Below are 12,181 nucleotides of genomic sequence, written 5' to 3'. Positions count from 1 at the left end.
AGGCCTGCCTGTTGAGGCAGGAAAACGAATCAGGCCTGGTAGCAAGCCAGGAACATGTCCAGCGCGGATTCGACCACACACTGCTGTTCTTCGTCCTTGAGGGGTGGCTGGTTCAAGGTGATCTGCGGCCAGAAGGCAAACGCCTTGAGCATGCCGTGGAGTTGCTGGGCGGCAAAATCCGGGTCCAGAGGCTTGAGGCGGCCGTCCGCGCGGGCCGCGCGAATCCACACCATCAGGGCTTCTTCACGTTCACCCATGCGCGCCACCATGTACTGGGCGCGTTCGGGGGAATGCAGGGTTGCGGCGATAGCGACCCGCGCCAGGTTGAGGAAGCTGTCATCGGCCAGCAGTTGCAGCTTGGCGATCAACAACTCCCGCAATTGTTCACGCAGGCTTAATCCGTGCTGGTAAAGAATGTCCGGTCGCGCCGAGATGCTCGCCCACAATTTATGCATGATTTCGGTGAACAACTCTTCCTTGCTGGGGAAGTGGTTGTACACCGTGCGCTTGGAAACTCCGGCCGTTGCCGCGATCTTGTCCATGCTGGTGATATCGAAGCCGCTGGCGCGGAATTCGGTAATCGCCGCCTGGATGATGGCTTCGCGTTTTAGATCGGTCAGGCGTTTCGGGGCTGTCATAAATAGGGTTCGGTGGCGATCGTTGGCAGTTATCCGGGGCAGTTTACTTAGTCCCGGGTTTGTTGCAATCTTCAAAAACTACACTGTGCAGTGTAGTTTGTAGCAAGAAAAATGATGGTCGGCTGACGCTTGCGTGCATTGGCCTTTCTCGTCCCGCAGAGAATCATCGGAGCCTTGGTGGGCTCCTTGGAGTCACTGATTCATGGCCACTCTCTTTTCCCGTGCAGACAGCGCTTCACACCCCGAAACATCCTTCCAGGAACAAGGTGCGTTCCGTAATCACGCCCCGGTCCGGCGCGCCGGGCTGGGCAAGACGCTGAGCATCTTCTGGCGCATGCTGTTTCACAAGCCGCGCAACACCCGCCCGACCGGAGCCATTCCGGTACAGCCATTGACCCTCGAGCAACTGTTGGCGGCGCCGAACCAGAGCGTCTATCGCCTGGGCCACTCGACGGTGCTGTTGAAATTGCGCGACAAGTTCTGGATCACCGATCCGGTGTTGGCCGAGCGCGCTTCGCCGGTGCAATGGGCCGGCCCCAAGCGTTTCCACCAGCCGCCTATCAGCCTGGAACAATTGCCTGCGATCGAGGCGGTGATCCTGTCCCATGACCATTACGATCATCTCGACCACCAGACCGTGCTCAAGCTAGCGGACAAGACCCGCTATTTCCTTACGCCCCTTGGCGTGGGCGACACCTTGGTGAAATGGGGCGTGCCGGTCGACAAGGTGCGTCAGCTGGACTGGTGGGAAGGCACCGAAGTCGATGGCATTCGTTTTATCGCTACGCCATCGCAGCATTTCTCCGGCCGTGGCCTGTTCGATGGCAACAGCACGCTGTGGGCATCCTGGGTGATAATCGATGGCGACAGGCGGATTTTCTTCAGCGGTGACAGCGGTTATTTCGATGGCTTCAAGCGGATTGGCGAACGATATGGCCCTTTCGACCTGACGTTGATGGAGACCGGGGCCTATAACGTCGAGTGGCCAGGTGTGCACATGCAGCCGGAACAGACCCTGCAGGCACACATCGACCTCAAGGGGCATTGGTTATTGCCCATCCACAACGGTACGTTCGACCTGTCGATGCATGCCTGGTACGAACCGTTCGACCGCATCCTCTCGCTGGCTTGGGAGCGCAGCATTGCCATTGCCACGCCACAGATGGGCGAGGTCTTCAACCTGAAGCACCCACAGCGCGGGCACGCCTGGTGGATGGAGGTCGAACCCATGGCCGAGCAGCTCATGGCGAGCGATCTGTAGACCCTTCATCGGTACGCCCCCGCGCCTGGCCATCCTCAGGTTGCCGTTTCCGGGCCTGGGGAGTATTCAGAAAATCTACCCAATGCCTGGACCTTGCGATGGCTTACCGGATTCATCTGTTTGGCGCGTCCGGGTCTGGCACCACGACCCTCGGCCAGGCGCTGGCCCAGGGTACGGGGATCGCGCATTTCGATTCGGACAACTTCTTCTGGCGACCCAGTGAGCAGCCCTTCAGCCTGCGACGTCCTCGCGACGAGCGCATCCGGCTGTTGCAGCAACAGGTGGCCGGGCTGGACAGTTGGGTGTTGTCCGGTTCGTTATGCGGTTGGGGCGACCCGATGATTCCGGCCTTCACCCATGCCGTTTTCCTCCGCCTGGAGCCCGAGGTTCGCCTGCAGCGCCTGCGGGCGCGCGAGTTCCAGCGTTATGGCGAGCAGATCCACGAGGGCGGCGAACGGTATCTGGCCACCCAGGCCTTTCTTGCCTGGGCTGCCGGCTACGACACCGGTGGCAAAGGCACACGCAGCCTGCGTCGGCATGAGAGCTGGATCACCGGGCTGAGCTGCCCGGTAATCCGTCTCGACGCCACTCACCGTTCGGTACAAGCGTTACAGGAAGAGGTTCTGATCGCCCTGGATCACTCGATCATGCCGTAATCGGGCCGTTCCATCGGGTTGGGCGTGGCGCCCTTGATGTTCATGCCGCGCCCTGGGGCGAAGCCGGGGAAGAACACCAGGCCTTCTGTCTCCAGGCAAAACGCCAAGGCCAGTCGGGTTACGTCGAGCAGTTCACCGCCAACCTCGAAGCGGCGAATGGCGGCTACCGAAACACCGGATTGCCGTGACAGGTGCTCTTGGTTCCAACCCAGCATGGCGCGGGCCTGAATGCAGTGTTCTGGAGTGAACTGGAAAAGGGCGATACGTTCCAGGGTGACTTTCATCGCGAGTGAGGCCATGGGTTTTCTCCGGAAGCTGATGAAGATGAGTCGATAAAGTACTGTTTATTTGTACAGTTGTTTGATGTGCGGATCAAACTCATTTTGTCGATCGCCTCAACGTTTTCGTGACAAGGCTTGTCCCGGTTCTAGGTCTCGGCTTTCAGATAGGCGCTGGGTGATTGCCCCAACACACGGCGGAACATGGTGGGAAAGGTAGAGGGGGCTGTCATCGCCGAAATCGAGGACGATACGCATCACCGCTTCGCCCGCGGCCAGGCGAGCCAAGGACCCTGACCATGCAGGCGCGCTGGTGCCAGTGGACGAAACGCATACCGGTTTTTCTTTGCGGAACCAGCGGTTGAAAGTGCACAGGCCGATGTGCACTGCTGCGTCCATTGCACAGGGGGGCTGATGAGCATCGGGGGGCAGGGCTGTGCTGACCTTCAGCTCACTGCCGGGCATTCGCCTGGCAGCGGGCGCATTCTCGATCGGCTGCATGCGCAGCTGTATATCGGTGTGCTGGTGTTGGTGATACTCGGCATGCTGGTGGAGTAGGGCGCTTGACTCAAATTTGACGCGCCGGTGCGAGTGTTGTGAATGACACTGATACGCGGACTTCTGTCAGCAGTTGAAGGTTCTCGATCTATTTCCTGCCGCTCGTGGGCCACGCAATCGCCAGCAGCCCAAAAATCAGGCTCAACGCAAATAATGCCTTCGCCATCATGAAAGCAATGTCGACCATATCGGAAACGCCTCCACCGCCAGTCGCAGCGCCTGCAACGCCACCCATCCCCAACAATGCACTGAATATCGCCAGGCCGAGAAGTACACCAGCCACTATCCCTAGTGTTTTACGCATTTTTTCGCTTCCTTACCGGATGGTTCATGAGGAGATTAGGGCATCGTTTAGGCTTGCTTGATCCCATGAGGGAATTTAAGTCTTGTCTTGGGGCTTGCTAATAGTCGTTGTCACGTCCGGTCGGCTTCCAATTGATATCTTTGTCGGCGTGATAGCCTTGCACAGGGTTCGGTGGCAGTGGGTGGTCTTTGGCCAGATTGGGGAAGCGCAAGTCTGGATTGTTGGCTAGCTCCCTAGATACTTTGTAGTATGCATCTTCAGTCTTCTTGTCTTTATTATAAGAAAACTTACCATTTTGAAATACATCTTCTATTTCCATGGCGCCTTTTCGTTCACCTAGAGCTGCAGCTCTTTGATAATAATGCATGGAAACAGGATAGTTCTCATCCACAACCTCATAATAAGACCTCAACTTATAAGCAGCGTCCGCATAACCCTGTCTCTCCGCGCACTTCAAGTACCCAAGCCCTACAGCATCCTTCCTCCTATCATATATATAGATATATCCGATTCTGGTTTGAGCTTGAGGACTTCCCAAATCTGCAGCCCTAATCAAGAACTGCACAGCGCTTCTGTCTGATTGCACAACACCAACCCCTCTTTGGGTCATTACACTCATATCGTAGTAACCCAGAGGAGCTTTCAGTTGTATCATTTTCAGGTATAAATCAATCGCCTTGTTCGTATCCTTAGCAACCCCATCACCACGTAAATATAGCTCTGCAAAATTGTGCATCGCTTTCCAATGGTTCTTTTCTACAGCCTGCTGGTACAGGTTGGCCACTTTGCTCCAGTCGGCCGGACGTTCTTTACTAAGCACCCGAGCTTGTTTAAACCATTGATCTGCTTGCTGGTCCAAGGGTGGAGCAGTGTCTTTTTCATGAACACACTTGAAATCATATGCCATGGAAAAACCACTGCTGCCCAATAGCACAACAGCCAGCAGTGCTTTAATAGTCATCATCACGTCCGGTAGGTTTCCAATTAATGTCTTTGTCGGCGTGATAGCCCTGAATAGGGTGCGGTGGTAGTGGGTAGTCTTTAGCTAGATTTGGGAAGCGTAAACTTGGATTTTTGGCGAGTTCTCTGGATATTTTGTAATAGGCATCTTCTGTTTTTTTATCTTTCTGATAGGAGAACTCTCCATCTTTAAATACTCGCTCTATTGCCATAGCCCCTTTACGCTCACCCAAAGCAGCCGCTTGTTGGTAATAGTGCATTGCTACAGGATAGTTTTTATCTACAATTTCATAATACTCAGCCAATTCGTAATTTGCGCTTGCATCGTTTTGATGTGCAGCACAGCGCAAATAAGAAACACCTAGCTCTCTCTTTTTTAGATCATAAATATAAATATTCCCCAGTCTAACCTGGGCTAATGGGCTACCTATATCCCCCGCCTTTAATAAATACATCATTGAGTCTTTCTCAGACCGCACAACTCCAACACATCTCTGAGTCATTACACTCATATCGTAATAACCTAGCGGAACTTCAAGCTTGACCATCTCTAGGTATAAATCAATAGCTTTATTTGTATCTTTGGGTACGCCATCACCACGCAAATACAATTCGGCAAGATTATGCATGGCTTTCCAATGTTTTTTCTCGACAGCCTGTTGATAGAGTCGCGCTACTTTAGGCCAATCAGGCAAGCGCTCTTTGCTTATGGCGCGAGCCTGCTTAAACCACTGATCTGCCTGTTGATCCAGAGGTGGAGCAGTGTCTTTTTCATGAGCACACTTGAAATCATACGCCATGGAAAAGCCACTACTACCTAATAGCACAATAGCCAGCAGCGCTTTAATAGTCGTCATTACGTCCGGTCGGTTTCCAGTTAATGTCTTTATCTGCGTGATAACCCTGCACAGGGTTCGGTGGTAGCGGGTGATCTTTCGCTAGATTGGGGAAGCGCAACTCTGGATCTTTGGCAAGCTCTCTGGATATTTTGTAGTATGCATCTTCAATCTTCTTGTTTTTACTATATGAAAACTTACCATTTTGAAATACATCTTCTATTTCTATGGCTCCTTTCCGCTCACCTAGCGCTGCTGCTCGCTGATAATAATGCATGGAGACAGGGTAGTTTTTGTCTACCGATTCATAATATGTGCCAAGCTTGTATGCAGCATCTGCATAATCCTGCCTTTCAGCGCACTTTAGATAATTAATCCCAATAGCATCTTTGTTTTTTTCATATATGTAAATATAACCAATTCTTGTTTGAGCCTGAGGGCTTCCCAGATCTGCTGCCTTAATCAAAAATTGCATGGCAGTCCTGTCTGATTGCACAACACCAACGCCTCTTTGTGTCATTACGCTCATGTCGTAGTAACCCAGCGGAACCTGCAACTGTGTCATTTTCAAATATAAATCAATCGCCTTATTTGTGTCCCTAGCAACCCCATCGCCACGTAAGTATAGCTCTGCAAGGTTATGCATTGCTTTCCAGTGATCTTTACCTACTGCTTGTTGATATAGATGGGCAGCTTTGGGCCAGTCAGGCAAACGCTCTTTACTAATAGCTCGAGCTTGCTTGAACCATTCATCAGCTTGCTGATTCAGAGGGGGGGCAGTGTCTTTCTCATGCACGCATTTGAATTCGTAAGCCATAACAGGGACTCCATAAAAAAATAAAAGCAGAGCAAATATCGATTTAATCAAGGGCTTTTGCATAAGGTGTCACCACATCCCAAAATCTGACTAAGTTTCCATTTAGTGGTAGTTTTTTCTTTTGATTTTCCCAATTCTTTGTGATGATCGCGTCCCACTTTTCATAATCATCTTGAATATTATCGATTAAAAAGGGTGTCTTCTTACTGACACTTTTCCCCGAATGCATCCCCCACAACCGCTCCCGCCAGGTCCGGGTGGTTTGCGGGCTTGGCATGGCGATATTCAGTTCGGAGTCGGATTTCAGGCTGCGTTCGTTGATGTTGGCGGAGCCCAGGGTAAAGAACAGGTCGTCCACCAGCAGTAGCTTGCTGTGTACATAGATGGACTTGTACTGCGCCATTCCCTGTTCCGGGCCGAGGTGTTCGGTGATATCGCGTTCGGTCTGGCGTTGCTCGCGCGTCTTGGGAGTAGCGGTTTCCCCACCGTCCTTGCAACTGACCAGGGTCGCCATAATGATTTTCAGCCCCTTGGGCGGCAGCAGTTCCGGCTCCAGTTCGCGAGCCGCGGCCTGGTTGTAGTGTTTGTTGGGGTCCATGGCCAGGAGTTCATCGGCGCGACTAGGGTCGATGCCCTGCTCATTCATTTGCGTCTGCACCTTGGCCAGTTCCTGATCGCGTGTCGGCGATTCGTCATGGGCCTTCAGTTCGCGCTGGCGGTAGGCCAATTGGCGTTGATCGTAGAGCAGGTCGCGGTGGGCCAGGGGCATCAGTTCACCTTGACCAAGGGTGTCGAGCATCTCGTAGGTGGAACTGGAGAAATGCCCGCTCTCCGGGTTGTTGGTGACCACGAACAGGTGCAGGTCCTGTTGTTTGCCGGCAGCGACGTAGTCGGCAGCAATTTTCTTCAGGCGTTCGGCCAGCGGTTTGTAGCGGAAGTATTGATTCTCGATATAGGCGTACTGATGCACATTGCCCAGAGCCTTTTCATATATCTCGAGAATAGTGGTTTCCGGCCCTTCCTCCGGTTGGGTCCGGCAAATCTGCGCGGGCTCTCCACCGTCACGAATCAGGCTCAAGGGTTTGACCGCGGAACGTTCGCTGTTCAGGGTGCCCTTGAACATGCGGCGTATCCAACTGCTGCTCTTGTCCCAGGCATTGCAGAAGTTGTGATTGAGGTCGAACAGCACCGGGCCGAGTACGTGCAGTGAGAGGTCCTGCCAGGGGCCGAAGCCCAGGTCGCGCTTGCCGGCTGCATCGTCGTAGGCGTGGGCGGTGGTGTCCCAGTAGTTGCGCTGCAGGTTGTGGCCCATCACGAGACCTTCCGCCTTTTGCGGATCCATGTAGTCGACCACCAGAGTTTTCTGGTGATGGCTGGGAAACAGGCTCAGGAGCATCATCTGCATGAAGGACACATCGTGAGACTCGTCCTTGAGCAGTCGCCACAGGATGGCAAGGCGTCCCCAATGCATCCGCAGGCCATTCTGGTCGTCGTAGGTCAACTGTCCTATGAACTCGAAATCCCGCGTACGGAACTCGATGTTACGGGCTTCGCGGCTGTGTACCCAGCGATGCCAATCGCGGGTCTTGACCTGTTCGTTCGGGTCCTGGACCGTTCCCCCCGAATCGCTGCCTTTGGTGTAGCCGCTGTCCAGAGCATCCAGGCTTTGTTGGATGTCGATCAGACGGTCACGCGAGGCACGTCGGCCGGACTCGTCGTTTGCCGAGAGCTTCTCCAGGCGCGCCTGTTCCTCCTGCTGCTTTCGCAGGAGCTTTTGCCGTTTGACCTCTCGGGCGCTGGTGTCAGCGGGCTTACCCGCGGTCAGACCGGAGCCTACCGAGGTCCCACCCTCGCCGCTCCAACCCTCACCGATAACCGAGTTTTCACCGAGCTGGGCCAGCCGGTTGTTCCAGATCAGTATCCGCACCTCAACACCCTGGTCAGCCTTCTGCTTGAGCAACTCCCCTAGGCTGAGGCTGTCGGCTGAAGCTCGGTCGAGACGCAACCCCGGGTCGAAGCCCCAACTGATGAGATCAATACTTTTCGTGGCTTTCTGGATGCATTCATAGACCTTCTTGAAGGCTTCCTCGCCACACACCAGCGGCGTCACCACATTGCCTGCCGGACGTGGTGGACTTAGCGGGTTATTCTTGTGGGCGAACCAATCCGAGGTCAGGGTTGCGGCGCTTTCTTCAAGCGAGATCGACAGTTTCTGATCGAGGTATGTCATGGAGTGCTTCCTTTACTCTTTCTGCTCGCTTTGGTCCGCCCACAATTGGCGGAACGCCTCACTGCTGCTCAACACCTCCAGAGAGGCGGCCGCGCCCGGGAAGTCGCGATATCCCTCACGCCCCAGGCGTTCACTGCGTTGGCGTGTCTGTTCGGTCGAGGTTTCGCTCATATCCAGGTTGAAACGGTGTCCGTTCACCGTTTCCACCGAATAGTTGCGGGTACCGGGAATATGCTGGAAAAGCACATTGCCCTTCTCGTCGCTGAAGCCTTTGTCGATCAGTGCGCCATCGGCGTAGAGCTGATAGGGCTCATCCGGATATCCCGGCATGTTGGGCAACGGAGAAATACGAATGCACAGCTGACCCGGCACAGTTTCTTTCGCCGGGTTGGCCAATGCCTCCTCCATCAGGCTGCCAGCCTTGTCCGCATCGGCCGCCCCCGGCAGGCCCGGCATCAGAATGCCAATCCCCGTCCCACTCCCCGCCGAGCCCCCCGCGTTGATCTTCACCACCGGCCCCACCACCGTGACGCCGCCGGCATCCAGCTTGATAAAGCTGCCCCCGGCCTTGATGGTCAGTTCGCTGCCCGCCTCGATGACCATCTTGGCGCCGGCCTTGAGGTGGATTTCCTGGCCGGCTTTGGTCAGTTGCGCGGTGCCGAGTTTGATGTGCTGGTTTTCGCCGACGGTGAGGTGGTCGTCCGCCTTGGTTTCGATCTTGCGGTCGGCGTGGGTGATCCGGTGTTCTTCGGCCTTGAGTTCGGTGTAGGTGTTCTTGACCACGGTGTCGTGGCGTTCGTGGCCGATGCGGATTTTCTGGTCGTGCTCGATGTTTTCGTCCCAGTCGCGCTGGGCGTGGATGAAGATCTGCTCGGCGCCCTTTTTGTCTTCGATGCGCAGTTCGTTATAGCCACCGCCGCCCGGCGAGCTCATGGACTTGAACAGGGTGCGGGTCTTGTTCGCCGGCAGCGCGTAGGGCACCGGGTGTTCCTTGTGGTACAGGCAGCCGGTGATCAGCGGCTGGTCGGGGTCGCCTTCGAGAAAGGTCACCAGCACTTCCATGCCGATCCGCGGGATGACGAGGGCGCCGTAGCGGTCGCCGGCCCAGCTGGAGGACACGCGCAGCCAGCAGCTGGTCTTGTCGTCGGCCTTGCCCTCGCGGTCCCAGTGGAACTGCACCTTGACCCGGCCGTACTGATCGCAGTGGATTTCTTCGCCCTTGGGTCCGGTGACCACCGCGGTCTGGCTGCCCAGCACCCGTGGTTTCGGGTGTTTCAGCGCCGGGCGGTAGAACACGTCCCAGGGCGTGGCGAGGAAGCGGTTGCGGTAGCCCTGGTGGAAGTCGTCCTTGTTGTCGGTGGTGTCGCTGGTCACCGACTCTTCCAGCACCTGCGGCTGCTTGCCTTCGTGGACGATCTCGGTGAGCAGCCAGAGGTCGTTCCACTCGCTGCGCGGGTGCTCGGACAGTTCCAGGAAGTGGCCGCTGACCAGCCGCGTCTGGTCGCCCCAGCCTTCGGCCTGGCGGTAGTCGGCGCGGTGCCGTTCCAGGGCGCGCTGGCTGAGGAACTTGCCGCGCGCGCGGTCGGTGAAACGCCCCGGGTAGTCGTAGTCTTCCAGGTCCGGTTCGGCGCTTTCGGCCTCGGGTTTATAGGCCGCTTCCAGTTGCAGGCGCGGCTTCTCGAAGTCGTAATCGCGTCGAGTCGTACGGCGGGTGCGGGTTTCCAGGCGCAGGTTGAAACCCTTGATCACCGGTTCGTCGGCGACCATGCCGCTGCCCTGGATATAGGCGGTGGGCTGGCCGAGTTTGGGGAACACCGTCTGGTCGTCGCCGAACACCAGCAGGTGGCCTTGCGGGCTGTGCTGGAAGTGGTAATGCAGGCCTTCCTCTTCACACAGGCGCTGGATGAAGTGCAGGTCGGTCTCGTCGTACTGCACGCAGTAGTCGCGCTCCGGGCACGGCGTGCCGAGCTGGAACCGGTAGGCGTTGCCCTGGATGCCGTGCTCTTCGAGGATCAGCGCAATGATCTTCGGCGCCGACAGCTGCTGGTAGATGCGCTGGTTGCTGCGGTGTTCGAGGTAGGCCAGCTGCGGCACCAGCGACACCTTGTAGCGGGTCAGGCGCTTGCCGGCATCGCCCTGGGCCACGCGGTAGATCTGCCCGTGGATGCCACTGCCTTGCGGGTCGAAGGCGAGAAAAGCCTGCTTGTGCAGCAGCGTCTCCAGGTCCAGGTCGGGGTTCTCGCTGACCAGTTCCAGGTCGAAACGGAACGGCTGGCTGATGCCTTCGATCCCCTCGAAAGACAGCACCTGCAAATCACCCTGGAAGTCGTCGACCGTCAGGCTGAAATGGGTTTCATTGGAAGGGTTGAACATGAATCGCTCCTTGAAATGAGTGTTCTTCCATGAGTCGACCCCTCTGTTCCAGCATCTGCGTGGGTCATGAATCACCAGGGATTAATAGGTGCGTAATCTAACGCGTCCCGATTGCGCAAGAAGTTGCGCACTTGCCCTGAATAGCCCGCTGTAGAAGGGGTAGATAATTTTGTTTCTAATTGTTGCAATATTTTTTGGCAGCAAATGCTCATGGTGAGCCATTAAAAGGCCATTATTTTTGTAGCTGAGCGGCGGTGCTGAAGGCTAGTCCATCGCCAACCCTGGCGCTTCGCGGATGATGAAGTGATCCAGGCTCTCGATGTTGGCACTGAATACCCCGAATGTCTGTTCGGGATTCTTCTTGCTTGGCACTTGCTTGAGTTCCGGTGTCACCCCGTAAAAGAAACAATACAGGTCCTGCTCGCTGTCGATGGCGTGCTTGATCTCTTCAAGGAAGGCTTTGCGCTTGCGGTAGTTGTCGATCAGTTTCTTGCTCAGGTAGACATTGACCGAGTAGGGCTTCTTCTTGCTCTCGTCCGCTTGCTTGAACCAGACCTTCTGTTCGAAGTCGATGCGAAAGCTCTGGGTGTAGTCCTTGATCTCCTTGATCTTGCCCCAGTAGATCAACCCCTTGTTGTCCAGCAGGTATTCGATCTTCTTGAAAAACGAGGCATAGGACGCTGTGTGCTCACCGATTTTCAAGGGCATGCGCTTGAGCAAATCCTTGTCGTCGATATTCGACACAAAGCACTCCACCGGGTGAGCGAAGACGCTGGTCTTGTCCGGCGTGCCGACCTGGGCCGAGTGAGGTGTGCGCGGGCTGGAGGTGGGCGCTGGCGCCGCCGTCCTTGGCGTATCGACGTCCGCGCTGGGTGTGGCGGGTTTGCGCCTATATTCGCGACGGCTCAGCAACAGCTCCGAAGGGAAATGCTCCTCCCGATCATCCGCCTCCGGCATACCCTCCACCCCGGCTGCCAGAGACCTGCTGCTGCCATAAGGGCAGCCCTCGATATGTCGGGTACCGGGCAGATTCTTGAAATGCGGCGTGCGGATGTAATTGACGTTCTTGGCATTGAACGTCACCAGCTGATTGTCCGTACCAAAGGCTACGCGACAGGCATCGTTGGGGCACTGGAACTGTTCTTTGGCCGAGTCGAAGGCCATGGTCTCGTCGAAATTCAGGTCGCGCACGTCATAGATCGACAGCTTGTCGTCGAGGCTGATGCAGTAGGCGGTATCGAATTTCATGGGAGGCTCGGGTCCTTGAGAA

The 12,181-nt window shown here is 55.8% G+C and carries 12 protein-coding genes; 3 read left to right on the top strand and 9 right to left on the bottom strand.

What is annotated here, in order from left to right; translation table 11 throughout:
- Positions 1–29: 29 nt before the first annotated feature.
- Entirely contained in the window at positions 30–638 is a 609-nt protein-coding gene (locus BLV20_RS10695; RefSeq protein ID WP_092300785.1) for a TetR/AcrR family transcriptional regulator, read from the bottom strand.
- A 202-nt stretch (positions 639–840) separates the two neighbouring features.
- Between BLV20_RS10695 and BLV20_RS10690 the strand changes: the two genes are divergently transcribed.
- Both BLV20_RS10690 and BLV20_RS10685 read left to right on the top strand, forming a co-directional pair.
- Entirely contained in the window at positions 841–1,899 is a 1,059-nt protein-coding gene (locus tag BLV20_RS10690; RefSeq protein ID WP_092300782.1) for an MBL fold metallo-hydrolase, read from the top strand.
- A 98-nt stretch (positions 1,900–1,997) separates the two neighbouring features.
- Positions 1,998–2,555, top strand: coding sequence for an AAA family ATPase (locus tag BLV20_RS10685; protein WP_092300779.1), 558 nt, complete (start codon positions 1,998–2,000; stop codon positions 2,553–2,555).
- Here BLV20_RS10685 and BLV20_RS10680 read toward each other — a convergent pair.
- On the bottom strand, positions 2,537–2,854 hold the full coding sequence (locus BLV20_RS10680) for a helix-turn-helix domain-containing protein (protein WP_092300776.1): 318 nt from the start codon (positions 2,852–2,854) through the stop codon (positions 2,537–2,539). The genes BLV20_RS10685 and BLV20_RS10680 overlap by 19 nt on opposite strands.
- Positions 2,855–3,247: 393 nt before the next feature.
- Here BLV20_RS10680 and BLV20_RS30915 point away from each other — a divergent pair, with 393 nt between their 5' ends.
- On the top strand, positions 3,248–3,391 hold the full coding sequence (locus BLV20_RS30915) for a hypothetical protein (protein WP_256577736.1): 144 nt from the start codon (positions 3,248–3,250) through the stop codon (positions 3,389–3,391).
- Positions 3,392–3,479: 88 nt separating this feature from the next.
- On the opposite strand, the gene BLV20_RS10670 is transcribed toward BLV20_RS30915, so the two are convergent.
- From BLV20_RS10670 to BLV20_RS10640, 7 genes are all read right to left on the bottom strand, one after another.
- Positions 3,480–3,695, bottom strand: a complete 216-nt coding sequence (locus BLV20_RS10670) for a hypothetical protein (RefSeq protein WP_092300773.1) — start codon at positions 3,693–3,695, stop codon at positions 3,480–3,482.
- A 97-nt stretch (positions 3,696–3,792) separates the two neighbouring features.
- Positions 3,793–4,656 (bottom strand): tetratricopeptide repeat protein, encoded by an 864-nt coding sequence (locus BLV20_RS10665; RefSeq protein ID WP_256577735.1) that lies wholly within the window; start codon positions 4,654–4,656, stop codon positions 3,793–3,795.
- Positions 4,646–5,512: a tetratricopeptide repeat protein gene (locus BLV20_RS10660; RefSeq protein WP_092300767.1), complete on the bottom strand. Its 867-nt coding sequence runs from the start codon at positions 5,510–5,512 to the stop codon at positions 4,646–4,648. Before BLV20_RS10660 ends, BLV20_RS10665 begins: the two co-directional genes overlap by 11 nt.
- Complete coding sequence (locus BLV20_RS10655) at positions 5,499–6,371, bottom strand: tetratricopeptide repeat protein (RefSeq protein WP_256577733.1); 873 nt, start codon at positions 6,369–6,371, stop codon at positions 5,499–5,501. Before BLV20_RS10655 ends, BLV20_RS10660 begins: the two co-directional genes overlap by 14 nt.
- Positions 6,352–8,538 (bottom strand): phospholipase D-like domain-containing protein, encoded by a 2,187-nt coding sequence (locus BLV20_RS10650; RefSeq protein WP_092300761.1) that lies wholly within the window; start codon positions 8,536–8,538, stop codon positions 6,352–6,354. Before BLV20_RS10650 ends, BLV20_RS10655 begins: the two co-directional genes overlap by 20 nt.
- A gap of 12 nt (positions 8,539–8,550) precedes the next feature.
- Positions 8,551–10,911 carry a type VI secretion system Vgr family protein gene (locus BLV20_RS10645; protein ID WP_092300758.1) on the bottom strand — a complete coding sequence of 787 codons (2,361 nt, stop codon included), beginning with the start codon at positions 10,909–10,911 and terminating at the stop codon, positions 8,551–8,553.
- A 264-nt stretch (positions 10,912–11,175) separates the two neighbouring features.
- Positions 11,176–12,159, bottom strand: coding sequence for a hypothetical protein (locus BLV20_RS10640; RefSeq protein ID WP_092300755.1), 984 nt, complete (start codon positions 12,157–12,159; stop codon positions 11,176–11,178).
- Positions 12,160–12,181 lie beyond the last annotated feature (22 nt).

This window comes from Pseudomonas sp. NFIX28, assembly GCF_900107395.1.
Classification (GTDB): Bacteria; Pseudomonadota; Gammaproteobacteria; order Pseudomonadales; family Pseudomonadaceae; genus Aquipseudomonas.
Note: the sequence above shows the minus strand (reverse complement) of the source record. Positions and strands in the feature narration are given on the sequence as shown.

Bases quoted from the DNA above. Each gene is read 5' to 3' on its own strand.
- BLV20_RS10695 (WP_092300785.1), bottom strand. From the start codon at position 638: ATGACAGCCCCGAAACGCCTGACCGATCTAAAACGCGAAGCCATCATC.
- BLV20_RS10690 (WP_092300782.1), top strand. From the start codon at position 841: ATGGCCACTCTCTTTTCCCGTGCAGACAGCGCTTCACACCCCGAAACA.
- BLV20_RS10685 (WP_092300779.1), top strand. From the start codon at position 1,998: ATGGCTTACCGGATTCATCTGTTTGGCGCGTCCGGGTCTGGCACCACG.
- BLV20_RS10680 (WP_092300776.1), bottom strand. From the start codon at position 2,854: ATGGCCTCACTCGCGATGAAAGTCACCCTGGAACGTATCGCCCTTTTC.
- BLV20_RS30915 (WP_256577736.1), top strand. From the start codon at position 3,248: ATGAGCATCGGGGGGCAGGGCTGTGCTGACCTTCAGCTCACTGCCGGG.
- BLV20_RS10670 (WP_092300773.1), bottom strand. From the start codon at position 3,695: ATGCGTAAAACACTAGGGATAGTGGCTGGTGTACTTCTCGGCCTGGCG.
- BLV20_RS10665 (WP_256577735.1), bottom strand. From the start codon at position 4,656: ATGACTATTAAAGCACTGCTGGCTGTTGTGCTATTGGGCAGCAGTGGT.
- BLV20_RS10660 (WP_092300767.1), bottom strand. From the start codon at position 5,512: ATGACGACTATTAAAGCGCTGCTGGCTATTGTGCTATTAGGTAGTAGT.
- BLV20_RS10655 (WP_256577733.1), bottom strand. From the start codon at position 6,371: ATGCAAAAGCCCTTGATTAAATCGATATTTGCTCTGCTTTTATTTTTT.
- BLV20_RS10650 (WP_092300761.1), bottom strand. From the start codon at position 8,538: ATGACATACCTCGATCAGAAACTGTCGATCTCGCTTGAAGAAAGCGCC.
- BLV20_RS10645 (WP_092300758.1), bottom strand. From the start codon at position 10,911: ATGTTCAACCCTTCCAATGAAACCCATTTCAGCCTGACGGTCGACGAC.
- BLV20_RS10640 (WP_092300755.1), bottom strand. From the start codon at position 12,159: ATGAAATTCGATACCGCCTACTGCATCAGCCTCGACGACAAGCTGTCG.